The 24,383-nt window shown below is 68.4% G+C and carries 20 protein-coding genes and 3 tRNA genes; 13 read left to right on the forward strand and 10 right to left on the reverse strand.

The genetic code is table 11. The annotated features are described in order from the left end of the window. Positions 1–37: 37 nt before the first annotated feature. The 3 genes from AC4BAR_RS02345 to AC4BAR_RS02355 all read left to right on the forward strand — a co-directional run bounded on the left by AC4BAR_RS02345 (position 38) and on the right by AC4BAR_RS02355 (position 389). Positions 38–113, forward strand: a tRNA-Ala gene (locus AC4BAR_RS02345). A gap of 53 nt (positions 114–166) precedes the next feature. Continuing rightward, positions 167–242: transfer RNA gene (locus AC4BAR_RS02350), tRNA-Glu, on the forward strand. A gap of 70 nt (positions 243–312) precedes the next feature. After that, positions 313–389, forward strand: a tRNA-Asp gene (locus AC4BAR_RS02355). A gap of 71 nt (positions 390–460) precedes the next feature. Here the strand turns inward: AC4BAR_RS02355 and AC4BAR_RS02360 are convergent. Further along, the gene (locus AC4BAR_RS02360) at positions 461–700 is read right to left on the reverse strand and encodes a hypothetical protein (protein ID WP_490626205.1); all 240 of its coding nucleotides are present in this window, start codon (positions 698–700) and stop codon (positions 461–463) included. A gap of 25 nt (positions 701–725) precedes the next feature. Between AC4BAR_RS02360 and AC4BAR_RS02365 the strand changes: the two genes are divergently transcribed. Both AC4BAR_RS02365 and AC4BAR_RS02370 read left to right on the forward strand, forming a co-directional pair. Then, a complete protein-coding gene (locus tag AC4BAR_RS02365) occupies positions 726–2,264 on the forward strand; it encodes a sensor domain-containing diguanylate cyclase (RefSeq protein ID WP_490626206.1) in 1,539 nt (512 codons plus the stop codon). 29 nt (positions 2,265–2,293) lie between these two features. Next, on the forward strand, positions 2,294–4,351 hold the full coding sequence (locus AC4BAR_RS02370; protein WP_490626207.1) for a sensor domain-containing protein: 2,058 nt from the start codon (positions 2,294–2,296) through the stop codon (positions 4,349–4,351). 17 nt (positions 4,352–4,368) lie between these two features. Here the strand turns inward: AC4BAR_RS02370 and AC4BAR_RS02375 are convergent, their stop codons facing one another. Genes AC4BAR_RS02375 through AC4BAR_RS02390 form a run of 4 tightly spaced genes read right to left on the reverse strand, consistent with a single transcriptional unit; the run spans position 4,369 to position 7,804 of the window. After that, positions 4,369–4,800, reverse strand: a complete 432-nt coding sequence (locus AC4BAR_RS02375) for a DUF2177 family protein (protein ID WP_490626208.1) — start codon at positions 4,798–4,800, stop codon at positions 4,369–4,371. A 25-nt stretch (positions 4,801–4,825) separates the two neighbouring features. Further along, complete coding sequence (locus tag AC4BAR_RS02380) at positions 4,826–5,743, reverse strand: DMT family transporter (protein ID WP_490626209.1); 918 nt, start codon at positions 5,741–5,743, stop codon at positions 4,826–4,828. Positions 5,744–5,753: 10 nt separating this feature from the next. Next, positions 5,754–6,254 (reverse strand): methylated-DNA--[protein]-cysteine S-methyltransferase, encoded by a 501-nt coding sequence (locus AC4BAR_RS02385; protein ID WP_490626210.1) that lies wholly within the window; start codon positions 6,252–6,254, stop codon positions 5,754–5,756. Further along, the gene (locus tag AC4BAR_RS02390) at positions 6,251–7,804 is read right to left on the reverse strand and encodes a DNA-3-methyladenine glycosylase 2 family protein (RefSeq protein WP_490626211.1); all 1,554 of its coding nucleotides are present in this window, start codon (positions 7,802–7,804) and stop codon (positions 6,251–6,253) included. The genes AC4BAR_RS02385 and AC4BAR_RS02390 overlap by 4 nt, the downstream gene beginning before the upstream one ends. A 101-nt stretch (positions 7,805–7,905) precedes the next feature. Here AC4BAR_RS02390 and AC4BAR_RS02395 point away from each other — a divergent pair, with 101 nt between their 5' ends. From AC4BAR_RS02395 to AC4BAR_RS02405, 3 genes are read left to right on the forward strand one after another with little or no spacing between them, the layout of a single operon-like run. Continuing rightward, positions 7,906–9,294 (forward strand): phosphomannomutase/phosphoglucomutase, encoded by a 1,389-nt coding sequence (locus tag AC4BAR_RS02395; RefSeq protein WP_490626212.1) that lies wholly within the window; start codon positions 7,906–7,908, stop codon positions 9,292–9,294. A 17-nt stretch (positions 9,295–9,311) separates the two neighbouring features. Next, positions 9,312–10,289, forward strand: coding sequence for a lipopolysaccharide heptosyltransferase I (gene waaC, locus AC4BAR_RS02400; protein WP_490626213.1), 978 nt, complete (start codon positions 9,312–9,314; stop codon positions 10,287–10,289). Next, on the forward strand, positions 10,286–11,557 hold the full coding sequence (locus AC4BAR_RS02405) for a 3-deoxy-D-manno-octulosonic acid transferase (RefSeq protein WP_490626214.1): 1,272 nt from the start codon (positions 10,286–10,288) through the stop codon (positions 11,555–11,557). The genes waaC and AC4BAR_RS02405 overlap by 4 nt, the downstream gene beginning before the upstream one ends. Before the next feature lie 6 nt (positions 11,558–11,563). On the opposite strand, the gene AC4BAR_RS02410 is transcribed toward AC4BAR_RS02405, so the two are convergent. After that, a complete protein-coding gene (locus AC4BAR_RS02410; protein ID WP_490626215.1) occupies positions 11,564–12,454 on the reverse strand; it encodes a MerR family transcriptional regulator in 891 nt (296 codons plus the stop codon). Positions 12,455–12,659: 205 nt separating this feature from the next. Here AC4BAR_RS02410 and AC4BAR_RS02415 point away from each other — a divergent pair, with 205 nt between their 5' ends. Genes AC4BAR_RS02415 through AC4BAR_RS02435 form a run of 5 tightly spaced genes read left to right on the forward strand, consistent with a single transcriptional unit; the run spans position 12,660 to position 18,766 of the window. Continuing rightward, on the forward strand, positions 12,660–13,544 hold the full coding sequence (locus AC4BAR_RS02415) for a M24 family metallopeptidase (RefSeq protein ID WP_490626216.1): 885 nt from the start codon (positions 12,660–12,662) through the stop codon (positions 13,542–13,544). A gap of 3 nt (positions 13,545–13,547) precedes the next feature. Beyond that, the gene (locus AC4BAR_RS02420; RefSeq protein WP_490626217.1) at positions 13,548–15,410 is read left to right on the forward strand and encodes an SDR family oxidoreductase; all 1,863 of its coding nucleotides are present in this window, start codon (positions 13,548–13,550) and stop codon (positions 15,408–15,410) included. A gap of 39 nt (positions 15,411–15,449) precedes the next feature. Then, complete coding sequence (locus AC4BAR_RS02425) at positions 15,450–16,421, forward strand: metal-dependent hydrolase (RefSeq protein ID WP_490626218.1); 972 nt, start codon at positions 15,450–15,452, stop codon at positions 16,419–16,421. A gap of 26 nt (positions 16,422–16,447) precedes the next feature. Next, a complete protein-coding gene (locus tag AC4BAR_RS02430) occupies positions 16,448–17,548 on the forward strand; it encodes a ferredoxin reductase (protein WP_490626219.1) in 1,101 nt (366 codons plus the stop codon). A gap of 27 nt (positions 17,549–17,575) precedes the next feature. Beyond that, complete coding sequence (locus tag AC4BAR_RS02435; RefSeq protein WP_490626220.1) at positions 17,576–18,766, forward strand: fatty acid desaturase family protein; 1,191 nt, start codon at positions 17,576–17,578, stop codon at positions 18,764–18,766. Here AC4BAR_RS02435 and AC4BAR_RS02440 read toward each other — a convergent pair. From AC4BAR_RS02440 to AC4BAR_RS02455, 4 genes are read right to left on the reverse strand one after another with little or no spacing between them, the layout of a single operon-like run. Continuing rightward, positions 18,732–20,090 carry a TolC family outer membrane protein gene (locus AC4BAR_RS02440; RefSeq protein ID WP_490626221.1) on the reverse strand — a complete coding sequence of 453 codons (1,359 nt, stop codon included), beginning with the start codon at positions 20,088–20,090 and terminating at the stop codon, positions 18,732–18,734. The two genes, AC4BAR_RS02435 and AC4BAR_RS02440, sit on opposite strands and share 35 nt — an antisense overlap. Positions 20,091–20,126: 36 nt before the next feature. Beyond that, on the reverse strand, positions 20,127–20,468 hold the full coding sequence (locus tag AC4BAR_RS02445; RefSeq protein WP_490626222.1) for a rhodanese-like domain-containing protein: 342 nt from the start codon (positions 20,466–20,468) through the stop codon (positions 20,127–20,129). A gap of 24 nt (positions 20,469–20,492) precedes the next feature. Next, positions 20,493–21,170 (reverse strand): protein-L-isoaspartate O-methyltransferase family protein, encoded by a 678-nt coding sequence (locus AC4BAR_RS02450; protein WP_490626223.1) that lies wholly within the window; start codon positions 21,168–21,170, stop codon positions 20,493–20,495. Between the two features lie 36 nt (positions 21,171–21,206). Then, positions 21,207–24,383 (reverse strand): efflux RND transporter permease subunit, encoded by a 3,177-nt coding sequence (locus tag AC4BAR_RS02455; protein ID WP_490626224.1) that lies wholly within the window; start codon positions 24,381–24,383, stop codon positions 21,207–21,209.

Consider the following 24,383-nt stretch of genomic DNA (forward strand, 5'->3'; position numbering starts at 1 on the left):
CTCGGAACAAGGCACGGCAACAGTGTCAGTCTGGTGCGGGGGTATAGCTCAGCTGGGAGAGCGCTTGCATGGCATGCAAGAGGTCATCGGTTCGATCCCGTTTACCTCCACCAATTTTCTGAACACACAGCAATGTGTGGTGTTGAGACGGAAGTCCACAGGTTTTGACCCTATCGTCTAGAGGCCTAGGACATCACCCTTTCACGGTGAGTACCGGGGTTCGAATCCCCGTAGGGTCGCCAAGTTTTCACCTTCGGTGAACAAGGCACAAGTCGATGACGCTTGGCTCGCAAGAGCGAATGTCACCTGCCAGGAGTGGTAGTTCAGTTGGTTAGAATACCGGCCTGTCACGCCGGGGGTCGCGGGTTCGAGTCCCGTCCACTCCGCCAAACACAAAGCCCCAAGCAGCCACTTGCTTGGGGCTTTTTCTTTGTCGATGCCGCACCGCTGCAGGCACTGGTCACCGCTGGTTTGCTTCGCTGAAGAAGGCGTGGTTGTGACTTTCTTCCTCAATTTTTCTCAAATTAGCCCCGTCGCCGCCGATACACAGGGGGTGGACAGCAATCCCGCTGGCCCTGTTTTGTCGCACCTCGGTGAACTCACTACCCATCCGCGAGATCTCCAGAACTGAAAGACGCCGGTCCGCGGCGGGGCCTTTGCACGGGGTCAGGTCGCCCAGCATCCGCTGGTGGTTTCTCATTCTCAGTCTGTTGGTTCTGGGGCCGTTGCTGCTGCTGACGACCCACCAGCTGGTGCAAATTCAGGAGGCACGTCAGAAAGCCATTGAGCGTGAGCTGGCGGAGCGAACCGAGTCGGCCGCCTTTGCCATCAGCACCCGGCTGCAAGTCGGCATTGGCTACCTGGACTCGCTGGCGTCCACCGACGCCGCCCAGTCGGGTGACTTCGAAGCGCTGTACCGGCAGGCCCAGCGGGTGTCGCAAAAGGTGCCTGGCCTGACCGGCCTGGGGCTGATGAACCGCGACCTGACGATGCACTTCATCACGTCCAAGCCTTACGGCACAGTTTTGCCCAGGCCGCCGAGCACCGTGATGGCCGAGACTGTGTTCGCCACCGAACGCCCCGCCGTGTCAGGCATTTTTCAAGGTCCTTATTCTGGCAAAAAGGTGGTGTCTCTGGGCATCCCGCTGTTCCGTAACGGAGTCATGACCCACTGTTTGTTCATGGTGGTCTCCAGCGAGGCCTGGGCGGATTTGCTGAAAAACCTGCAGTTGCCAGAGGACTGGCGCATGGCGCTGTTCGACCAGAATGGCGTGACCATCGCGCGCAACGTGCTGGGAGACAAATACGTCGGCACGCCGGTGGTGCCCGAAATCCTCGCGCAGCTGCGGGCCGGCCAGACGGGCCCGGTGCCTTTCACCCTCAAGGAAGGTCTGCCGGCGATGGGTTTCACCGCCAAGGTGCAGGGTTTCAGCTGGACCGTCGGTAGCGGCGTGCCCCGTGCGGTCATTGAAGCCCCATTGCGGGCCCGGCTGGGCTGGCTGGTGGGCGCGGCCATGGCGGTGTTCCTGCTGATTGCCCTGATGGCCTACGCCGCCAGCAAGCGCCTGGAGGCCTGGAGTCGCAAAGTGCTGGCGGCGGTTCAGGCCATCAAGGAGGGCCGATCGGAAGGTGTCGCAGCTGTCCATGTGCGTGAGCTCGACGTCATCACCCAGTCATTGATCCAGGCCCACCAAACCAAACGCCAGGTGCAGGAGGAACTGCGGCGCAACGAGGATGAGAAGGACCAGATCAACCAGCAGCTGGCCTTGTCCCACATCGATGGCCTGACCGGTCTGTGGCAACGCCAGGGCTTTGTCGAACAGGTCAACCAGCGCCTGATGAAAAGCCCCACAGCGCATGGCCTTGCCGTGGGCATTTTGTTCATGGACCTGGACGGCTTCAAGGCCATCAACGACACCGAGGGCCACCAATGCGGCGACAAGGTTCTGATCGACGTGGGCCGGGCGCTGCGCGACATCGCCGGCCTGTCCCATGTGGTGGGTCGCTGGGGCGGGGATGAGTTTGTGATGTGTGTCTTCATGCCGCAGGAATGGGTGGACACGGGCATGAAAGAGCTGGCCACCCAGATCAAGCGCCGGATTGAAACCATTGGTCACGGCCTGGGCTGCAGTGTGGGATGTGCCTTGTGGGATGCGTCGACACCCGGTTTGGAGCAGCTCATTGATCGTGCCGATGCCCTGATGTACAGCGACAAAACGGCAACCCGTCGACGGGTGTCGCGGCTGAAGGTGGTCAAGACATGAAGGCCCGGTCACTCCCACCGCCCGGCCGCATGGCCCACCCGTTCGTGCCCCCGTCATCGGAGCACAGGCTGGCCTACAACCCGCTGAAACTGCGGCCCCTGCAGCGCTACGGTTTGGCGCTGCTCATTCTCGCCGGGGCATTGGGTTTGCGTTTTGCCCTGCTGCCTTCCGGTTACGGCCTGGCGTTTCTGACTTTTTACCCGGCAGTTTTACTGGCCTGCTGCCTGTGTGGCGTGGGCGCTGGCAGCATGGTTGTTTTGTTGGGCGCGGGGGTTGGCTACCTGATCCAGTCCAAGAGTTTCGAGCAACTGAATTACGACGGCAACGCGGCCCTGGCGACGCTGATGCACGCGCTGCTGGGGGGGCTGATGGGCCTGCTGGTCCATCGGTTGCAGGCCACCGTCGCCGAGCTCAGGGAGGCGTTGCAAACCCATGAATCGAACGAAGAGAAGTACCTGCAGATCCTGGAGACCCAATCCGATTTCATCTGCCGCGTCAACGCCAGCCAGACCATCACCTATGTCAACGAGGCGTTTTGCGAACTGTTCGGCATGGCCAGGGCGCGACTGATTGGCCATGTGTGGGCACCGCTGGCGGTGGATGAGGACCGCGCGCGGGTCCAGGCCGAACTGGCCAGCCTGTCGCCGGCGCACCCGGTGGTGACCATCGAAAGCCGTGTCAACACCGCGTGTGGCGTTCGGTGGGTTCAGTCCGTCCACAGCGCCACCTTTGACGCCCATGGCAAGCTGACCGGCGTCCAGTTGGTTGGCCGCGACATCACCGAGCGCAAGGAACTGAAGCAGAAGCTGGCCGAATCGATGGCGAGCTTCAAGGATTTTTACGACAACGCGCCCTGCGGCTATTACTCGCTGGACCCGAACGGCACCATCATCGCGGCCAACAAGCTGATTCTGAGCTGGCTGGGTTTGCCCGAGAGCCAGGTGCTGGGGCGGCGCAAGATCAGCGACTTCTACACCCCGGAAAGCCAGGCGCTGTTCGAAAAGTGCTTCGCTGAATTCATCCAGTCGGGGCAGGTGGAAGGCCTGGAGTTTGACCTGGTCAGTGAAGACGGCACCCTGCGCCGGATCCGGCTCAGCGCCACCGCCATCTATGGCGAGGATGGGGCCTTTGTGATGAGCCGCACCGTGGCCAGTGACATCACCGAGCTGCGCCGCAACAAGGAGCGGCTGCGCCAGCTCATGGTGGAGCAGAACGCCATGCTGAACAACGAGCTGACCGGCATCATCAAGGTCAAAGACCGCCGCTTCGTCTGGGTCAACGAGGCCATGCACCGGATTTTTGGCTACGAAATCGGTGAGCTGGAGGGCCATTCGCTGCGCATGTTGTACCCCGACCAGGACACGTTCGAATCGGTCGGCGCAGCAGCCTACCCGGTGGTGTTGGCGAACGGCCTGTACCGCACCCAGTTGAAGATGGTGCACAAAGATGGCCATGCCATCTGGATCGACCTGCAGGGCGCTCTGCTGTCCCAGGACAACGGCGAAACGCTGTGGGTGATTTCCGACATTTCGGAGATCAAGCGGGCGCAGGAAAAAACCGAACAGGCGGCCTTCACCGACGCACTGACCGGCCTGCCCAACCGGCGGGCCTTTGCCGAGCGGGTCAAGCAGGTCACGGCCATGCGCAGCCGGGGCGATGTGCCGGTGGCGCTGTGTTACCTGGACCTGGACGGCTTCAAAAAGGTCAACGACGCCCATGGCCATGCCAAAGGCGACGAGTTGCTGATCCAGGTGGCTGGGCGCCTCAAGGCCAGCCTGAGGGCCCACGATGTGTTGTGCCGGCTGGAGGGCGACACCTTCGTCATTCTGATGTGCAACGTCAGCAGCGCCGAAGAGCGTGAGGCGTCGCTGCAGCGGCTGACCGGGGTCATCAACAAGCCCTTCGACCTGGGCGACCGGCTGAGCGTCCGCATCTCGGCCAGCATCGGTTTCGTGGCCTTGCCGGACGCCAGCGACCATGTCGGCATTGCGCTGCGCCAGGCCAACAAGGACGCAGCCGAATCAAAGCGCCACGGCGGGGGGCGGGTGACGCCCTCGCACGAGCTGCTGGCAAGCAACCCGCATTGACGCGCCCGCGCCGGGGCTCACCCGACGATGGGCCCGCGCCGCAACACCCATTTGCCCGCTGCCACCGCCACCACGCTGGCCAGCACCCCCCAGGCCATGTCCATCAGCGACAGCCACAGCGGCCAGCCCTTCAGCGTGGCCAGGTTGGTCAGGTCGTAGGTGGCATAGGCAAACAGGCCGAACAGGCCCGCCGCCTGCAGGCTGGGCCGCCAGGCCGGGTTGGCGGCATGGGGCCGCAGCGCAAACACCCACAGCCCGGCCGCGTACACCAGGTAAAAGGCCGCGGCCGCGTCCAGCCGGGGCGGCGTGGCCAGCAGGTGGCCAATGGCCTGGGTGTAAATCGGCGTGGCCAGGTGGCCCAGCCAGGCGAAGTCCAGCAACAGCAGCACCGCCAAGGTGGCGGCGGCCGCACAGGCGCGGCGCAAAGGCAGGGGGTGGTGGGTGGGCATGGTGAAGGATCGTTGTTGTCCGACCTTAACGCATCCGCCGGTTGGGGTCGGCGCGCTGCAACGCCCCGGCGGCCAGCGCCGTGCCGAAGACGATGACGGCGCCGCACCCCACCATGGCCGCCGACACCGTCTCGCCCAGCAACCCCACACCGTAGGTCAACGCAAACACCGGGATCACATAGGTCACGGTCAATGCCCTGGCCGGCCCGGCGCTGTCGATCAGCCGGAAAAACAGCAGGTAGGCCAGCCCGGTGCACAACACCCCCACCGCCAGCAGCGCCAGCCAGGCCGTGGTGTCCGGTGCGCTGGCGGGCCAGGCCCACCAGGCCGGCAGGGCCAGCATGAGGGCCGCGCCCAGCAGGCTGCCGGTGGCCGTCACCAGCGGCGGTACACCGTCCAGGTGGCGCCGGGTGAAGCTGGCGGCAATGCCGTAGCTGAGCGTGGCCAGCAGGCAGGCGGCCACCGCCCACAGCGCGGGCGCGGCCGGTGCGCCGGCCTGCAGGCCGGTCTTGTGCCAGGCCAGCAGCGCCACCCCCACAAAACCGATCACCAGGCCCAGCACCCGCAAGGGCTGGGGCCGGTCGCCCAGCCACAGCCAGGCCACCAGCGCGCCGAACAGCGGCACCGTGGCGTTGAGGATGGACGACAGCCCGGTGCTTATGGACTGCAGCGCAAAGCCGTAGCAGAGAAAGGGAATGCCGGAATTCAGCAGGCCCACCACCGCCAGCGCTTTCCAGTGGGGCCGCAGCGCCCCCAGCTGGCGCCGCCAGGCCAGCAGCGGCAGCAGGAACAGCGTCGCCACTGTCACCCGCGCCGCGGCCGTGGGCCAGGCGCCGAACTGCAGGGTGCCGATGCGCATGAACAGAAACGACGCACCCCACAGCGCGGCCAGCAGCACGAACTCGGCCACCCAGCCGCGGCCGGCGGCCGCGCGGGTGCTCACACCGCCGCCCTCACAGCACCCCTTCGAGTTGCAGCAGCGCGGTCTTGCGTTCCATGCCACCGGCGTAGCCGGTTAGGCTGCCGTCGCGGCCCAGCACGCGGTGGCAGGGCACCAGGATGCTGACGGGGTTGCGGCCCACCGCCGCGCCCACCGCCCGCACCGCGGCGGGCCGGCCCAGGTCGGCCGCGATGCCGCCGTAGCTCGTGGTGCCGCCGTGCGGGATGTGCAGCAGCGCCTGCCACACCGCCTGCTGGAAGGCCGTGCCACCGGTCAGGTCCAGCGGCAGGTCGGCCGGCAAGGCGCTGGCGCGGCCTGCAAAGTAGGCCTGCAGCAGCAGCGCGGTGCGCCGCAGCAGCGGGTGGGCGGGTGCCTCATGCCAGGCGCTGGCGTCGGGCTGGTGGCGCTGGCCGTCGAACCACAGGCCGGCCAGGCCACGTGGGCTGGCGGCGAGCCGGATGGGGCCCAGCGGGCTGGCGACGGTGGTGGTTTCCAGGGTGGGGCTGAATTTCATGGCGGGCTGCCTTTGGCCGGCGTTGGCGCTGGCGATGTTGCGGTGGAGGAGGGTGCAGGCTGTGCGGCAACGTGGGTGCCGGCCCAGGCCCGCAGCAAGGCGTAGCTGCGCCAGGGGGTCCAGGCCATGGAGGCCCGTTCGGCCTCGCGCGCGCCGGCCACGTCCAGGGCTTTGTGCAAGGCCACGTCGCCGGCGGGAAAGGCGTCGGGCCAGCGCAGGGCCCGCATCGCGATGTACTGCGCCGTCCAGTCGCCGATGCCGGGCAGGGCGCGCAGGGCGGCGGTGGTGGCCGGCACGTCGGCGCCGCCGTGCAGGGCCAGCGTGCCGTCGGCCACGGCCCGGGCCAGCGCCACGATGGCAGCCTGGCGCTGGCGCACGATGCCCAGCTGGCCCAGGGCGTCGCTGCCACCGGCGTCCAGCGCCGCCAGCGTGGCGGCGCTGGGGAACAGCCGGTCCAGCCCGTCGAAGGGTGTGGCAAGGGGCTCGCCAAAGCGAGTCACCAGCCGCTGGGTCAGCGTGCGGCCGGCCGCCACCGTTACCTGCTGGCCCAGCACCGCCCGCACCGCCAGCTCGAAGCCACAGGCCGCGCCTGGCACCCGCAGGCCATCGCCGCCGGGAAAGGGGGCGTGCAGCACCGCATTGATGGCGTCCAGATCGGCGTCCAGGTCGAACAGCGCCCGCACCCGCCGCACCACCGCCGGCAGCGCGTCGTGCAGGCCGTCGCTGACTTGCAGCGCCAACTGCCCACCGGTGAACTGGGCGGCGAACCAGCCGCGGTGTTCGCGCCCGCCGCTCACCAGCCGCAGCGTGCGGCGGTAGCCAAAGCCATCGACCTGCTCCACCCCGGTCAGCCCACGCTGGCCCAGAAAGCCCAGCATGGCCGCGCTGTCGTAGGGCGGGCGGTAGGCCAGTTTCAGCACCAGGCCGCTGCCCGCCAACGGGTGGCTGCGTGGCGCCGCGCCGGCCTTGCGCAGTGCCGTGGGCTGCAGGCGGTAATGCGCGGCAAAGGCGGCGTTGAAGCGGCGCAGGCTGGCAAAGCCGCTGGCCAGCGCCACCTGGCTGACCGGCAGCGTGGTGTCGGTCAGCAGCTGCTTGGCGGTGAGCAGCCGGCGGGTCTGCAAATACTGCAGCGGCGACACACCGAACTGGGCCTCGAAGATGCGCCGCACATGGCGGTCGCTGACGCCCAGCCGTCGCGCCAGCGCCTGCACCGACGGGGCTTCATGCCCCCAAGCGTCGGGCTCGTCCAGCAGCCGCGCCGCCTGCTGGGCCAGGATGGCGCTGGCGTCCTGGCTGGACCAGACCACCGCCTGCGGCGCCAGCTCGGGCCGGCAGCGCAGACAGGGCCGAAAGCCAGCGCTTTCGGCTTGCGCCGCGTGGGTAAAAAAGCGGCAGTTGTCGCGCCGCGGGGTCTTGACGCCGCAGACCGGCCGGCAGTAGATGCCGGTGGAGGTGACGCCGGTGAAAAAGCGGCCGTCGAAACGCGCGTCGCGGGTCTTCAGCGCCAGGTAGCAGGCGTCGTCCGGGGTGGGCAGGGCGGGCGAAAGCATGGCTTCATGATACGGCGGCCAGCCGCCATCACTCGCCATTTTCGGACATGGTCAGCCCAGTGCCGCCACCTACAATCGGCGCACATTTCCACTGGCTTCCCATGCGCGTCACGCCCTCCATTTTCAAAGCCTACGACATCCGCGGCATCGTGCCCACCACCCTGGACGAGGCCTTCGCCCACGCGTTGGGCCAGGCCTTTGGCAGCGCTGCCCGCGCCGAGGGCGAAACCACGGTGGCCGTGGGGCGCGACGGCCGCCTGAGCGGCCCGGCACTCAGCGCGGCCCTGGTGCGCGGCCTCGTGGCCAGCGGCGTCGAGGTGATCGACGTCGGCATGGTCACCACGCCCATGCTGTACTTTGCCGCCCATACCTTGTGCCGCAGCGGCATCCAGGTCACCGGCAGCCACAACCCCCGCGACCACAACGGCTTCAAGATGGTGCTGGCCGGCCGCGCGATCTATGGCGACGAGATCCAGCGCCTGCGCCAGACCATCGAAGCCGAGTCCTGGACGCTGGCCCCCGGTGGTACGGTGCGCCGCGTGGACGTGGGGCCGGCCTACGCCGAGCGCATCGTTGGTGACATCCGCCTCGCCCGGCCGATGAAGATCGTGGTCGATTCGGGCAACGGCGTGGCCGGGGCCTCGGCACCGGCGCTGTTCCGCGCGCTGGGCTGCGAGGTCACCGAGCTGTTCAGCGAGGTCGACGGGTCTTTCCCCAACCACCACCCCGACCCCAGCAAGCCCGACAACCTGCGCGACCTGGTGGCCGCGCTGGCCGCCGGCGACGCCGAGCTGGGCCTGGCCTTTGACGGCGACGGCGACCGGCTGGGCATCGTCACCAAGGGTGGCAACAACATCTACCCCGACCGCCAGATGATGTTGTTCGCCCAGGACGTGCTGAGCCGTGTGCCCGGCGGCACGGTGTTGTTCGACGTCAAGTGTTCGCAGCGCCTGGCACCGGCCATCGTGGCGGCCGGCGGCCAGGCCGAGATGTACAAGACCGGCCACTCGCTGATCAAGGCACGGATGAAAGAGGTCGACTCGCCGCTGGGCGGCGAGATGAGCGGCCACATCTTCTTCAAGGAACGCTGGTTCGGCTTTGACGACGGCACCTACGCCGGCGCACGGCTGTTGGAAATCCTCAGCCGCTCGGCCGACGCCGGCGCCGTGCTCGACGCCCTGCCCACCAGCTTTTCCACCCCCGAACTCAACGTGGCCTGTGCCGAAGGCGAACCGCACCGGCTGAGCGCCGCGCTGCAGGCGCTGGCCGCCGGCGGCACCGTGGCCGACGGCCAGGTCAACACCATCGACGGCCTGCGCATCGACTGGGCCGACGGCTTCGGCCTGATCCGCGCGTCCAACACCACACCGGTGCTGGTGCTGCGTTTCGAGGGCCACACGCCCGAGGCCCTGGCCCGGATCCAGGCCACCATGCTGGCGCTGCTGCGACAGGTCAAACCCGACGCGGCGTTCAGCGACGCTGCGCATTGAGCGACGCGGGCTTCGCCGTGAAAATTTTGGTGGTCAAGCTCTCGTCGCTGGGCGACGTGGTCCATGCGATGCCAGCGGTGCAAGACATGCTGCACGCGCTGCCCGGCGCGCAGATCGACTGGGTGGTGGAGCGTGGCTTTGCGCCGCTGGTGCAACGCTGCCAGGGTGTGCGGCGGGCCATTCCCTGCGAGCTGCGGCGCTGGCGCAAGGCGCCGTTCGCCGCCGCCACCCGCGCCGCGTTTTCTGCCTTCAAGGCCGAGCTGCAGCACGAGGCCTACGACGCGGTGCTCGACCTGCAGGGCCTGACCAAGTCGGCGCTGGTGGCCAGGCTGGCCCGTTTGGCGCCGGGCGGCAAGCGTTACGCCATGGCCAACCAGACCGAGGGCTCGGGCTACGAGGCCCCGACCCGCTGGGTGGCCGACGTGGCCCTGCCCATGACCTTCCATGTGCACGCGGTGCAACGTTCGCGTGAGCTCTGTGCCCAGGCGCTGGGCTACGCCTTGCCGGCCGGCGAGCGTTACGGCTTGTTCCCCTCGGCCCCGCCGGTGGCGCAGGGCAGGCCCTGTGTGGCCCTGGTGCACGGCACCTCGCGGGCCGACAAGGAATGGCCCACCGCCCACTGGCTGGCGCTGGCCCAGCGGCTGGACCAGGCCGGCTTTGACGTGGTGCTGCCCCATGGCAGCGACATGGAACAGCGCCGCAGCGAGGCCATGGCCAACGCCATGGCCCACGCCCAGGTCTGGCCCCGGCTGGCGCTGGACGCTTTGACCGACGCGCTGGCTGGTTGCGCCGGTGTGGTGGGGGTGGACAGCGGCCTGAGCCACATCGCGGTGGCGCTCGATCTGCCCCATGTGCAGCTCTACAACTTCGACACCGCCTGGCGCACTGGGCCGGTGGGTTTGGCCCGCCAGCGCAGCGTGTTCGGCCAGCCGGCCCCCACGGTGGACGCGGTGTGGGCGGCCTGGCAGGCGGTGTGGGCGGCGCGCACCCCATGAGCCGCGTGGTGCGTGCGCTGTACAGCCTGTTGATGGCGCTGGGCCAGCCGTTGCTGCGGCGCAAACTGGCGCGCCGTGGCGTGGCCGAGCCGGGCTATCTGGAGGCCGTTCCCGAGCGCTTTGGCCATTACAGCCAGTCCCCCTCCAGCGGCTGGGTCTGGGTGCATGCGGTGTCGCTGGGCGAGACCCGGGCCGCCGCCATCCTGGTGGCCGAGCTGCGCCGCCAGCAGCCCGGCCTGCGCCTGCTGCTGACCCATGGCACGGCCACCGGCCGGGCCGAGGGCGCCAAGCTGCTGTTGCCGGGCGATGTGCAGGTCTGGCAGCCCTGGGACAGCCTGGGCGCGGTGCGGCGTTTTCTGCACCATTTCCAGCCCTGCCTGGGCGTGCTGATGGAAACCGAGCTGTGGCCCAACCTGGTGGCCGAGGCCCAGGCCCTGGGGGTGCCGGTGGCGCTGGTCAATGCCCGGCTCAGCGCCAAATCACAGCGCCAGGCCCAGCGCCTGGCCTGGCTGGCCCGGCCGGCCTACCGGGCGCTGGCTGCGGTCTACGCGCAGACCGAGGCCGATGCGCAGCGGCTGCATGCGTTGGACGCGCCGGTGCGTGGCGTGCTGGGCAACCTGAAGTTCGACGCCGCGCCCGATGCCGGCCAGATCGCCCAGGGCAGGGCCTGGCGGAATGCTGCCGGCAAGCCGGTGGTGTTGTTTGCCAGCTCGCGTGAGGGCGAAGAAGCGCTGTGGCTGCAGGCCTTGCCGTCCTTGGCGGCCAGCGCCTCGGCGGTGCAGTGGCTGCTGGTGCCGCGCCACCCCCAGCGCTTCGATGCGGTGGCGGCGTTGGTGCAGGGGGCGGGGTTGAGTCTGTCGCGCCGCTCTACCTGGGGCGATGCACCCGAGCCGGCCCAGGTCTGGCTGGGCGACTCGCTGGGCGAGATGGCGCTGTACTACGGCCTGGCCGATGTGGCTTTGCTGGGCGGCAGCTTCGCACCCCTGGGGGGGCAGAACCTGATCGAGGCCGCGGCCTGTGGCTGCCCGGTGCTAATGGGGCCCCACACCTTCAACTTTGCCGAGGCGGCGGAGCAGGCCATCGCGGCCGGCGCGGCCGAGCGGTTGGTCAATCTGCCGGCGGCAGTCGCCCGCGCAGTGGCTTTGGGTGGATCGGCCCAGGCGCAGGGCACGATGGCCGCGGCCGCGCTCGCCTTCAGTCGGGCCCACCGGGGGGCGGCCGAGCGCACCGCGCAGGCGCTGCTGGCCCTGGGCCAGGCGCCGCGCTGAGGGCGCTCAGACCGGCGGCGTGGGCTCGGCCGGTGAGGCCGGTGTGTCGGGTGGGGCCGCGGGTTCGGCCACCGGCGGCAGCGCCACCGTCACCGGGAAGGGCTGGGGCGCCTCGGCCCGGTGTTCCATGATGGCGGCCACCCGGTCGCCGAGGTATTTGTTGGCCGAGCGTTCCAGCGCGCGGCGCATCTCGCTCTCTATCATCACCATGGCCAGCGGCCGGATGTGCCAGATGGTCTCCACCAAGCGCGGCATGTCTTCGGCCGGCGGCAGGTTGCCGTCGCCATAACGGTCGAGTTCACCCACCGCCAGCCCCACCACCCGGTCCGACACCTGTTGCAGCAGCGGCCGCGCCATGTCCACCACCTGCAGCACGTCTTCCAGAGGGAAACCGGCCTTGGCAAAGGCCGCACCGGCCTCCAGCAGCTGCGGTGAGCGGCAGTTGTAGCCCAGGCCGTCGGCCTCCAGCAGGCCCAGCGACACCGCCTTGCTCAAAGCGCCCAGGCTGATGGCGGTGCCGAACATGCGCACTAGCGACAAATACGAGTAGTGCTGCGGCTTCTCGGTGCTCCAGGGGCTGTTGATGGCTTTTTCCAGCCCCAGGATGGCGTGCAACTCCTGGCCGTCCACCAGCGCCAGCAGCAGCTCCTGCACATTGGCCAGCGTGTAACCCCGGCTCAGCAGGTGGTTGATCAGTTTCAGCCGGCCCAAATGGGCCTGGGTGTAAATGCCGACCCTGCCACGCCGCTCGGGCGGGTCGATCAGGCCACGGTCCTGGTAGGCACGCACATTGCGCACCGTGGTGTCGGCCGCACGCGCCAGCTCGTCGATGGTGTATTCCATCGATTCAAGCTGGACGCGGCCGTCGGTGTTGGGTGTGTCTGGGGGCGGGGACATGGCAGGGTGCGGCGTGGCAAAGCGCCATAACGGCTGAATTATGGGGCCAGCCGGGGCTTTCTGGCCCATGGGGGTGAGTGTGGTTGCTGAAGTCACTAGTGGAAAACCCTGTAAGTTTCTTGAAAGCCTGGAGGCACAATCTTGACATCAATCAATGTCACAGTCAGATTGTTTCATCAATCTGGCCCACAACCAGGGGGCTTTCATGATCAACACCAGCGTGGTTCGCCACATCGGCACCGACGAGCTGGCCCAGTTCCGGGCCGTGCAGCAACTGGCCTACCGCTGCGTCGAGTCGGTGGCGGCCGAGCTGCGCCCCGGCATGACCGAGAAAGATGCCGCCGCCCGCATGCTGGACTGGCTGCGCGCCCACGGCGTCAACGACTGGCTGCACAAGCCCTTTGCCTGGTTTGGTGACCGCACCGCCTTCCAGGGCTTCTCCGGCCTGAGCCACATGGCCGGCTTCAGCCTGAACTTCTTCCCCAGCAGCCGCCGGCTGGAGGAAAACATGCCCTTCATTCTGGACGTGGCCCCGGTCATGAACGGCGCGCTGGCCGACGTAGGTTACGCCGGCGTGATCGGCCACAACCCCACGCTGGACCAGTTGCAGGACGACCTGATGGCCCACCGCGCGCTGATCGTCGACCTGGTCCAGCGCCGCCACACGCTGGCCGAGGTGGCCCGTGCGGTGGACGCGCTGTGTGTGCGCCAGGGCGTGGAGCCGCGCCACAAGGCCTACCCCTTCAAGGTGCTGGCCCACCGCGTCGCCAAGCTTGACAACCCGGCCACGCCGCGCAGCGTGGCCCGCTTCGGCCTGAACAGCACGCTGAACCTGATCGCCCAGTCGCGCGCCGGCAAGAAAGAAGGCTGGTCGCCGCTGTGGAACACCTCCGACAAATCCGACCACGCCCCCACGCCCGGCCTGTGGGCGGTCGAGCCCCACCTGGGCTTCCACGGCGTCGGCGCCAAATTCGAGGAGCTGCTGGTCATCACCGACACCGACGCCTTCTGGCTGGACGACGACCTGCCGCACGTGCGCCGCTGGGCCCAGCGCCAGGCCGACCGCCAACCCCAGCTGCTGGCGGCCTGAGCCATGAGCACCACCACCGCTGATTTCCGCGCCCCCGCTGCCAAGGTGGCCCCCCGGGTGGCCACGGCCCCGGCACGCACCACCCTGCTGCCCGATGCCCGCTTCACCGTCACCACCAGCGACGGCGTGCGCCTGGCCGTCAAGACCTGGGGCCAGAAGGCCGGCCCGGGCCGGCCCACCGTGGTGCTGGTGCACGGCTACCCCGATTCCAGCGAGGTTTGGCACGCGGTGGCGGCCGACCTGGCGCAGAACTTCTTTGTGGTGGCCTACGACGTGCGTGGCGCCGGCGAGTCCAGCGCGCCCAAGGGCACGGCGGCCTACCGGATGACGCGCCTGTCGCAGGACTTCGAGACCGTGATCAACCGGGTCAGCCCCAACGCGCCGGTGCACCTGGTCGCGCACGACTGGGGCTCGATCCAGAGCTGGGAGTCTGTCAGTGACGCCCGCCTCAAAGGCCGCATCGCGTCCTACACCTCCTGTTCCGGCCCCTGCCTGGACCATGTGGCGCACTGGCTGCGCGACCGCGTCGCGCGGCCCACGCCAGCCAACCTCGCGCAGTTCTTCGCGCAGATGCTCAAATCCTGGTACATCGCCTTTTTCCACCTGCCGGTGTTGCCCGGCCTGCTGTGGCGCCTTGGCCTGGGCCCGCTGTGGCCCTGGCTGCTGCGCCGCACCGAGGCGGTGGTGACCGAGCCGCGACCGCACCAGACCCGCGACGGCGTCCAGGGCGTGGCGCTGTACCGTGCCAACTTCTTGCGCCGCCGGCCGCAGGCCCGCGTGGCCCACGCGCCGGTGCAGACGCTGGTGCCGCTGTTTGACCGCTACGTCAGCCCGCGCCTGTCGGACGACATCGGCCGCTGGGTGCCGCAGCACTGGCGCCGCGAGGTGCAGGCCGGCCACTGGTTTCCGCTGAAGCAGCCGTCGGTGATGGCGCAGATGGTGCGCGAGTTCGTGAATTTCACCGAAGGCGGCCTGAACGCCGACGGCCAGCGCCCCGACGGCGCCGCCGCGCCCGGCCACCTGCGCCGCACCCGGCTGAGTGCCAAGCGCCTGCCGTTGTCGGGCAAAGTGGCGGTAGTCACCGGTGCCGGCAGCGGCATCGGCCGCTGCGCCGCGCTGGCTTTTGCCCAGCAAGGCGCCCACATCGTGTCGGTCGACATCAACGCCGAAACCGCCGAACGCACCGCCACGCTGGCCCGGCTGATCGGTGTGGACGCCGCCGCTGCGCGGGTCGACGTGAGCAGCGCTGAGCAGATGCAGGCCCTGGCCGACCACGTGCAGCGCGACTGGGGCGGCGCCGACATCGTGGTCAACAACGCCGGCATCGGCATGGCCGGTGGCATGCTGGACACCGACATCCCGTCCTGGCAGCGCGTGATCGGCATCAACCTGTGGAGCGTGATTTACGGCGCGCGTTTCTTCGGCCAGCAAATGGTGGCCAACGGCCGCGGCGGCCACATGCTCAACACCGCATCGGCGGCGGCGTTTTCGCCCTCGCGCAGCATGGTGGGCTACACGACCACCAAGGCCGCGGTGCTGATGCTGAGCGAAAGCCTGCGCGGCGAGCTGGCCGAGCACCGCATCGGCGTCAGCACCGTTTGCCCGGGCTTTGCCGAGACCGGCATCATGGCCGCCACCGAGCATGTGGGTGTCAGCGCCGACGAGCAGGCCAAGCGCCGCGCCAAGGCCACCAAGCTCTACAAGATGCGTGGCCTGCAGCCCGAAACCGTGGCCCAGGCCATGCTGCGCGCGCTGCACAAAAACCTGCCGCTGGTGACCGTGGGCATGGAGGCCCATGGCGCCCGCTTCACCTCGCGTTTCATGCCCTGGCTGTCGCGCCGCATCGCACGCGTCAAGATGCTCTGAACCCCCTTCATTCCAACGACCTTGCCCGAGGACCTTGTCATGACCGACCTTGCCCCCACCACCACGCCACAGCCCGCCGTCGCGCCGCTGCATGACCACTACCGCATCCTGCCGCGCCATGTGCGCTTCGATTTCAGCCACACCCCGATCCAGTGGGTGCCCGGTGACCCGGCCAGCACCCATGTGATGAACACGCTGAACCTGATGTTCCCGGCCGGCGAGCTGTGGTTTTGCCGGGTCTACAACAAGGTGCTGCCCCACATCACCGACGTGAAGCTGCGCGACGACGCCGAAGGTTTTCTGCGCCAGGAGGCCTTGCACTCCCGCTCGCACGGCGGCGTGCTGGCCCACTACTACCAGCGCCACGGCATCGACACCAAGCCCTTCACCCGGGTGCTGGACTGGTCGCTGGCCAAGCTGCTGGGCGACCGGCCCTGGGGCCTGCCCTGGGGCGGCCAGAGCCGCTTCTGGCTGCGCCAGCAGCTGGGCATCATCGCGGCGCTGGAGCATTTCTTCGGCTACCTGGGCAACTGGGTGCTGAACGCCCCGGCGCTCGACCAGGCCGGCACCGACCCGGCGATGCTGGACCTGCTGCGCTGGCATGGTGCCGAAGAGGTGGAGCACCGCAGCGTGGCCTACGACATCTACCGCCACCTGGGCGGCGGCTACCTGGGCCGTTGCTTCCACATGGCCTGCGTGATTCCGCTGCTGCTGGTCACCACCTCGCTGGGCGCCCGCTACATGTACCGCCACGACCCCGATGCCGGCAAGCCGCTGGGCCTGTTCCGCACCTGGTCGCAAGGGGCCCAGCGCGGCTGCTTGCCCTCGCTGTGGGGCACGGTGAAGTCGGCGCTGCGTTTCTTCGCCCCGGGCTACTCGCCCGGCCACGAGGGTTCCACCGAGCAGGCCCTGGCTTATTTGGCCCGCTCGCCCGCCGCCCAGGCCGCCGCCCACGGTGGCAACTGGGTGGCCTCGGCACCGGCGCGCGCGCCGGCCCTGGCCGCCGCCTGAAACCAATTACCCAACGTCTGCCCGCCATGAATGCCGTCTCCCCGCCCGCTTTGACCCCCGCCCGCACCGGCTGGGCCGACGCCTTCACCTGGCCGCTGGCCCCCGGCCATTTCCTGGCCCTGATCAACCCGCTGTGGTCGGGCGACCGGGTCCAGGCCCGGGTCGAGCGGGCGCGCATGGAAACCGCCGACACCCGCACCCTGGTGCTGCGGCTGGGCCGGGGCTGGCACCGCCACCGGGCCGGCCAGCATGTGCAGGTGAGCCTGGCCATCAACGGCGTGCTGTGCACCCGCACCTACTCCATCAGCTCGGCGCCCACCCGCGGCCGCCACATCCGGATCACCGTCAAGGCCATGGGCAAGGGCGGCGTGTCCGAGCACCTGGTGCGCCACACCCAGGTCGGCGACGTGCTGACGCTGAGCCCGCCGCATGGCGACTTCATGCTGCCCCGGCCGGTGCCGCGGCAAATGCTGCTGGTCAGCGGCGGCAGCGGCATCACGCCGCTGATGGCCATGCTGCGCCGGCTGGCCGCCCGCAGCCAGCTGTGGGACGTGGTGCATTTGCACTACGCCACCGAGGCCAGCGACGTGATCTTCGGCGACGACCTCAGCACCCTGCAGGCCCGCCACCCCGGCTACCGCCTGCACCGCATCTACACCCGGCAGGGTGGGGTCGCGCCCGGCGAGCGGCATTTCAGCGCCGCCCAGCTGGCCCGTCTGTGTCCCGACTGGGCCGAGCGCCAGGCCTATGCCTGCGGCCCCGAGGCCTTGCTGGCCCGGCTTGACGCCCACTGGGCCGACACCGGCCTGAGCGAGCAACTGAACATTGAGCGCTTCCACGCCCAGCTGGCCACCCCGCCGGCCACGGCCCATGGCGGCGCCATCGTGTTCCAGCGCAGCGGCGTGAACACCACCGCCGACGGCACCACCCCCTTGCTGCTGGTGGCCGAAGGCGCCGGCCTGCAGCCACCGCATGGTTGCCGCATGGGCATCTGCCATGGCTGCGACGCGGTGCTGCTGTCGGGCTGCGTGCGCGACCTGCGCAACAACACCGTCTACAACACCCCCGGTCAACGGGTCCAGCCCTGCGTCTGCGCCGCCGCCGGCGACGCCACGCTGGACCTCTGACCCTGTTCCCCTTTTGAGGAAAACACCATGTCTCTGCCCAACCATTTGAGCCCCGCCGACGTGGAGGCCTTTGGCCGCGCGCTCGACGAATTGCGCGACACCACCATCGCCTCGCGCGGCGCGGCCGACCGCGCCTACATCCTGGGCGTGATCCGCCTGCAGCGCGGCTTCAACCTGTTCGGCCGGCTGGCCATCATCGCGGCGCTGCCGCTGTTGCCTCATCTCGGCCTGGTCGAGAGCCTGTGGTGGGCGGTGTCCATGGCCGGCCTGGGCGGCGTGTTGCTGTCGCTGGGCAAGATCCTGGAAAACATGGAGATCGGCCACAACGTGATGCACGCCCAGTGGGACTGGATGCACGACCCGCACATCCATTCCAGCAACTGGGAGTGGGACAACGTCTGCCCGTCCAGCCAGTGGAAGCATTCGCACAACGTGGTCCACCACACCTGGACCAATGTGCTGGGCAAAGACCCCGACGTGGGCTACGGCGTGCTGCGTGTCACGCCCGAGCAACCCTGGCGGCCCAAGTACCTGCTGCAGCCGCTGGTGAACGTGCTGCTGCAGTTCTACTTCCAGTGGGGCGTGGCCCTGCACGACGTGGAGCCCGAGAAGCTGCTGGACGGCCGCAAGTCTGTTGCTGAAACCCTGCCCATGCTGCGCGAAATCGGCGTCAAGGCCTGGCGCCAGCTGCGCAAAGACTACGTGGTGTGGCCGGCGCTCTCCGCGCTGCTGGTGCTGCCGCTGGCCGCGGCCGGTGTCGCGCCCTGGGCAGCGCTGGCCTGGGCCTTCGGTGCCACCGCACTGGCCAATCTGCTGGCCAATGGCGTGCGCAACGTGTGGTCCAACCTGATCATTTTCTGCGGCCATTTCCCGGCCGGTGTGCACCATTTCACCGAGGCCGATGTGGCCAACGAAACCCGGGGCGGCTGGTACATCCGCCAGCTGCTGGGCAGCTGCAACATCAGCGGCGGCCCGCTGCTGCACCTGATGTCAGGCAACCTGAGCCACCAGGTGGAACACCATTTGTTCCCCGACCTGCCCAGCAACCGCTACCCCGAACTGGCGCCCAAGGTGCAGGCGATTGCGCGGCAGTACGGCCTGCCCTACAACAGCGCGCCGCTGTGGCGCCAGTACGGCACCACCACCTGGACCATTCTGCGGCTGGCCTTCCCCGGCGGCCGGTCTACGGCGTCGTCGATGCTTGCAGCAGGGCGTTGATGGGCAACAGGTCCTCGGCTTTCAGGCTGCCATTGGCCTGGCGCAACTTGAGGCCACCCACCAGCACGTCGTAACGGGCCTTGGCCAGGTCGCGTTTGGTCTGGAACAGCTGGCTCTGGGCGTTGAGCACGTCGATGTTGATGCGCACACCCACCTGGTAGCCCAGCTTGTTGGCGTCCAGCGCGCTCTGGCTGGAGGCCTCGGCGGCTTCCAGCGCCTTCACCTGGCCTAAACCCGACACCACCCCGAAGAAGGCCGTGCGCGTGCCCAGCCCCACCGCGCGGCGGGCGGCCTCCAGGTCGGCCCTGGCCTTGGTTTCCAGCGACAGGGTTTCGCGGATGCGGTTCTGCGTGGCAAAGCCGGCAAACAGCGGCAGGTTGAAGCTCAGGCCCACCGCGCTGGTGTTGACCCGGGTGCCCACCGCCGCCGTGGGGCTGCTGAGGCCGCTGGAGCTGGTGGGGTTGTCGGAGCGGTTGTAGCTGGCGGTCAGGTCCAAGGTCGGCTTGTGACCGGCTTCGGCCTTGGCGGTTTCCAGCTGGGCCACGTCGAGCGCGGTTTGCGCCTGCACGATGGCCGGGTGGCCGGCCTCGGCCTGCGCCACCCAGGCGTTCACGTCGTCGGGCGCCACCGCCGGCAAGGCCAGCGGCTGGGCCAGCGGGCGCGGCGCGGCATTGACCAGACCGGTCAGGGTGTCGAGGGCGATGCGTTTGACGCGCAGGTCGTTGTCGGCGGCGATTTCCTGGGCCGTGACCAGGTCAAACCGGGCCTGGGCCTCGCGGGTGTCGGTGATGGTGGAGGTGCCGACCTCGAAATTGCGTTTGGCAAAGGCCAGTTGCTCGGCGGTGGCGGTTTTCTGGGCCTGCACAAACACCAAGGTGTCCTGCGCGGCCAGCACGTCAAAGTAGGCCTGGCTCAGCCGCACCAGCAGGTCTTGCTCGGCTGCCTGCAACTGGGCCTGGCTGGCCAGCAGCAGTTGCTGGCCCTGGCGGTAGCTGGCCAGGTTGGCCGGCCGGTACAGCGGCTGCGCCGCGCTCAGGGTGGTGCTGCGGGCGTTGAAGTTGCGGTCTGAACTCTGGCCGGTGCTTAGCTGAACCTCCTGGCCGGCCCGGGTGTAGGTGGAGGCCAGCCCGGCATTGGGCAGCACATTGGCCTTGGCCTGCTCGGCCTTGAACTGGTTGGCCTCGAACTGTGCCCGTGCCGACTGGTAGCTGGCGTCCGACGCGCGGGCGGCCTCGTACAGGGCTTGCAGGCTTTGCGCCTGGGCGGGGGCCGCCAGCGCGCTGGCCAGGGCCAGCGACAAGGGAAGAAGCCGGAGCAGTGTCATGGAGGTCCTTCGGGGGCGGGGCAGGGAGGGCGGCGCTCAGTACAGCGGAATCCGCGGGTCGAGCTCGCGGGTCCAGGCGTCGATGCCGCCGGAAATGTTGGCCACCTGGGCAAAGCCGCTCTGGTCCAGGTAGGCGGCCACCCGCAGGCTGCGCGCGCCGTGGTGGCACAAACAGGCCACCGGGCGGTTCGGGTCCAGCTCGGCCAGGCGCTGCGTCAGCACGCCCATGGGAATGGCCACCAGCTCAAAGCCCGCGGGCGTGACGCTGGCGGTTTGCAGTTCCCAGGGTTCGCGCACGTCCAGCACGACAGGGGCGCCCTGGGCCTGGACGGCTTGCAGCCAATCGGCCAGCTGGGCGGGGCGGACATGGTCAATCATTGGGGCGCTCACGGCAGGGTGGTTTCAGAAGCTGAATTTGGACGGCTCGGGGAAGTTCAGCAGCCGCGGGGCCACCGTGTCCCAGGGCTGGACGCTGTGGAAGGCGGCGTCGCTGCTGCGGGTGACCAGGGTGGCGCGCATCACCGGCTCCTGGCCGACGATGGCGGCCAGCCGGCCACCAACCTTGAGGCGGGCCAGCAGCGACGAGGGCACCTCGGCCACCGAGCCGCTGAGCACGATCACATCAAACTCGCCGTTCACCGGCAGCGTGCCAGCGCCGTCGGCCACCAGCACCTGCACATTGGTCACGCCGGCGCGGCGCAGGTTGTCTTCGGCCAGACGGGCCAGCGCGGGGTTGATTTCCAGCGTGACGACCTGTTGGGCGCGGTGGGCCAGCAAGGCGGCCATGTGGCCGGAGCCGGCGCCGATTTCCAGCACCCGCTCGTGTTTTTGCACCGCCAGGTCTTGCAGCAACCGGGCCTCGACCTTGGGCGCCAGCATGGCCTCACCGGCCACGGCCGGCGAACCCAGCGGGATTTCCATGTCCACGAAAGCCAGCGCGCGGTGGGCGGGCGGGCAGAAGTCTTCGCGCTTGACCACCGCCAGCAGCTGCAGCACGGCGGCGTCAAGCACCTCCCAGGGCCGGATTTGCTGCTCGATCATGTTGAAACGGGCTTGTTCGATGTTCATCGGGGTGGTCATGCGGTTCTCCAGGGGGAAGAGGTGGGGGACTCAGGGTCAACCCTCAATTTTAGGCGCTGGGGTGGGCTGGCCGCGCCACACGCGCCCGCACCAGGCGGCAAAGTCGTCCAGGTAGCAGTACACCACCGGCACCACCACCAGCGTCAGCAGCGAGGAGGTGATGACGCCGCCAATCACCGCCTGGCCCATGGGCGCGCGCTGCTCCGAGCCTTCGGTCAGCGCAAAGGCCAGCGGCACCATGCCGAACACCATGGCCAGCGTGGTCATCAAAATGGGCCGCAGCCGCACCCGGGCCGCCAGCAGCAGCGCGTTTTCGCGGCTCAGCGGCTGGCCGTCGTCGGTGCCCTCACCCTGGCGGGCGCGGATGGCAAAGTCCACCAGCAAAATGGCGTTCTTGGTCACCAGGCCCATCAGCATCACCACGCCGATCACCGAGAACATCGACAGCGTGGAGCCGAACATCAGCAGCGCCAGCACCACGCCAATGAGCGTCAGCGGCAGCGCCGTCATCAGCGCCAGCGGTTGCAGAAAGCTCTTGAACTGGCTGGCCAGAATCATGTAGATGAAGACCACGGCCAGCACCAGTGCCGAGATGGCATAGCCAAACGACTCCTGCAAATTCTTGGTCGAGCCGCCGAACTGGTAGCGGTAGCCGGGCGGGAAAACAATGCTGTCGAGCGCGGCGCGGATGTCGTTGGAAATCTCGCCGGCCGAGCGGTTGCCGGTGTTGGCGTTGACCGCCACCTCGCGGTTCAGGTCGCGCCGGTTGATCTGGTTGGGGCCGGTGGCGGCCGCCACGCTGGCCACCTGGTTGAGCCGCACCACGCGGGTGCTGCCGTCGGCGCCGGTCAGCGCAAAGGGCAGGCGCTCCAGGTCTTGCGGCGCGTTGCGGGCCTCGGGCGCCAGCCGCACATTCACATCGTAGGTCTGGTCGTCGGGGGCGCGCCAGTTGCCCACCGTCTGCCCGGCCACCAGGGTGCGCAAGGCGCTGCCAATCTGCGCCACGCCCAGGCCCAGATCAGAAGCGGCGTCACGCCGCACCGTCACGTTGAGGGTGGGCTTGTCGGGCTTGACGCTGCTGTCCAGGTCCACCAGGCCGGGGATGTCGCGGATTTTTTCGCCCACCAGCCGGGTCAAGCGCTCCAGCTCTTTGAGGTCGGGGCCTTGCAGCGAGAACTCGATCTGTTTTTGCCCGCCCACCGCGTCCAGCAGGCCCACATGGGTGACGGTGATGCCGGGCACCTGGCGCAGCCGCTCGCGCAGCACGGCCGACATCTGGTCCACGCTGCGGCTTCGGTCGGCCCGGTTCACCAGCCGGATGTAGACGCTGGCGTAAATCTTCCCTTGCGCGTTGCCGGTGTTGATGGTGGCCAGCGTGTAGCTGACCTCAGGCAGCTCGCGCAGGATCGCGTCCACCTGCTTGGCCCTTGCCTCGGTGACCTCGATGGCCGAGCCCACCGGGGTGTAAAAGGTCAGCGAGGTCTCGGAGAAATCGGCTTTGGGCACGAACTCGGTGCCCAGCAGCGGCACCATCAACACGCTGGTGACAAACACCGCAACGGCCAACCCCAGCGTGGCCAGCCGGTGCCCCAGGGCCCAGCGCAGCAGGCGCTGGTAGCCATCGGCCAGCTGGTCGGTGCTGCGGTCAAACCAGCCGGTGACGCGGCCAATGGTCTTGTCGTAGAAGGTGACCGGCGCGCCATGCTCGCCCGGGGCGTGGATGCTGGGGTCGTGCCAGACGCTGCTGAGCATGGGGTCCAGCGTGAAGCTGACAAACATCGAGATCAGCACCGCCGCGACGATGGTCACACCGAACTCGTGGAAGAACTTACCGATGATGCCGCCCATGAAGCCGATGGGCAGAAACACCGCCACGATGGACAGCGTGGTGGCCAGCACCGCCAGGCCGATTTCCTGCGTGCCGTCCAGAGAGGCCTGGTAGGGCGACTTGCCCATTTGCACATGGCGCACGATGTTCTCGCGCACCACAATCGCGTCGTCGATCAGCAGACCCACACACAGCGAAAGCGCCATCAGCGTGATCATGTTCACCGTGAAGCCAAAGGCGTACATGAACAAAAAGGTGCCGATGATGGCGATCGGCAGCGTCAGCCCGGTGATGACGGTGGAGCGCCAGGAGTTGAGGAACAAAAATACAATCAGCACGGTGAGCAGCGCGCCCTCAACCAGCGTGCGGCGCACGTTGTCCACCGCCACGCGGATGGGCCGTGAACCGTCGCTGATGGGTTCCAGCCGCACGCCGGGCGGCAGCTCGGCCGCCATGTCGGCAATGGCTTTTTTCAGGCCGTCGGTCACCGCGATGGTGTTGTCGTCCTGCGATTTCTGCACCTGCAGCACCAGCGTGCGGCCGCCGTTGTACAGCGCCAGGCTGTCGATCTCCTGCGCGCCATCGGCCACCCGGGCCACCTGGTCAAGGCGGATCGGCCCGCCCTTGCGGGCCACGATGATGCGGTTGAAGTCTTCCGGCCGCTGCATGCGGGCCTGCACCTGCACCGTGCGCTCTTGTTCCAGCGAGCGGATGGCGCCCACCGGCAGGTCCTGGTTTTCGCCGCGCACCGCGTTGGCCACCTGCTCGGCGGTGACGCCCAGCGCCTCCATGGCCTGCGGGTTCAGGTAGATGTTGATCTCGCGTTTGGTGCCGCCCACCAGCGTGACCGAGCCCACGCCGCGCACGTTTTCCAGCCGTTTTTTGAGCACCTGATCGGCCCAGTTCGTCAATTCGACCGGGGACATGTCGGCCTGCTTGTCCTTGCCGGCCGGCAACACCGCCACCGACCAGATGGCCCGGCTGGACGGATCGAAGCGCAGCACCCGCGGCTCTTTGACCTCGGTGCGGAAGCTGGGCCGCACCGCGGCGATTTTTTCGCGCACATCGTCGGCGGCCTTGCGGCCGTCCACCGACAGCTGGAACTCGATGATCACCACCGACTGGTTCTCGTAGCTGCGCGAGGTCAGCGCGTTGATGCCGGCAATGGAGTTGACAGCCTCTTCCACCTTTTTGGTGACCTCGGTCTCGACGATCTCGGGCGAGGCGCCGGGGTATTCGGTGGTGACCACCACCACCGGGAAGTCGATGTTGGGGAACTGGTCGACCTGCAGCCGCTGGTAGGAAAACAGCCCCAGCACCACCAGGGCAAGCATCACCATGGTCGCAAAGACCGGGTTCTTCAGACTGACCTGGGTGAACCACAT

It is taken from the genome of Rhodoferax sp. SPJ4 (assembly GCF_058216275.1).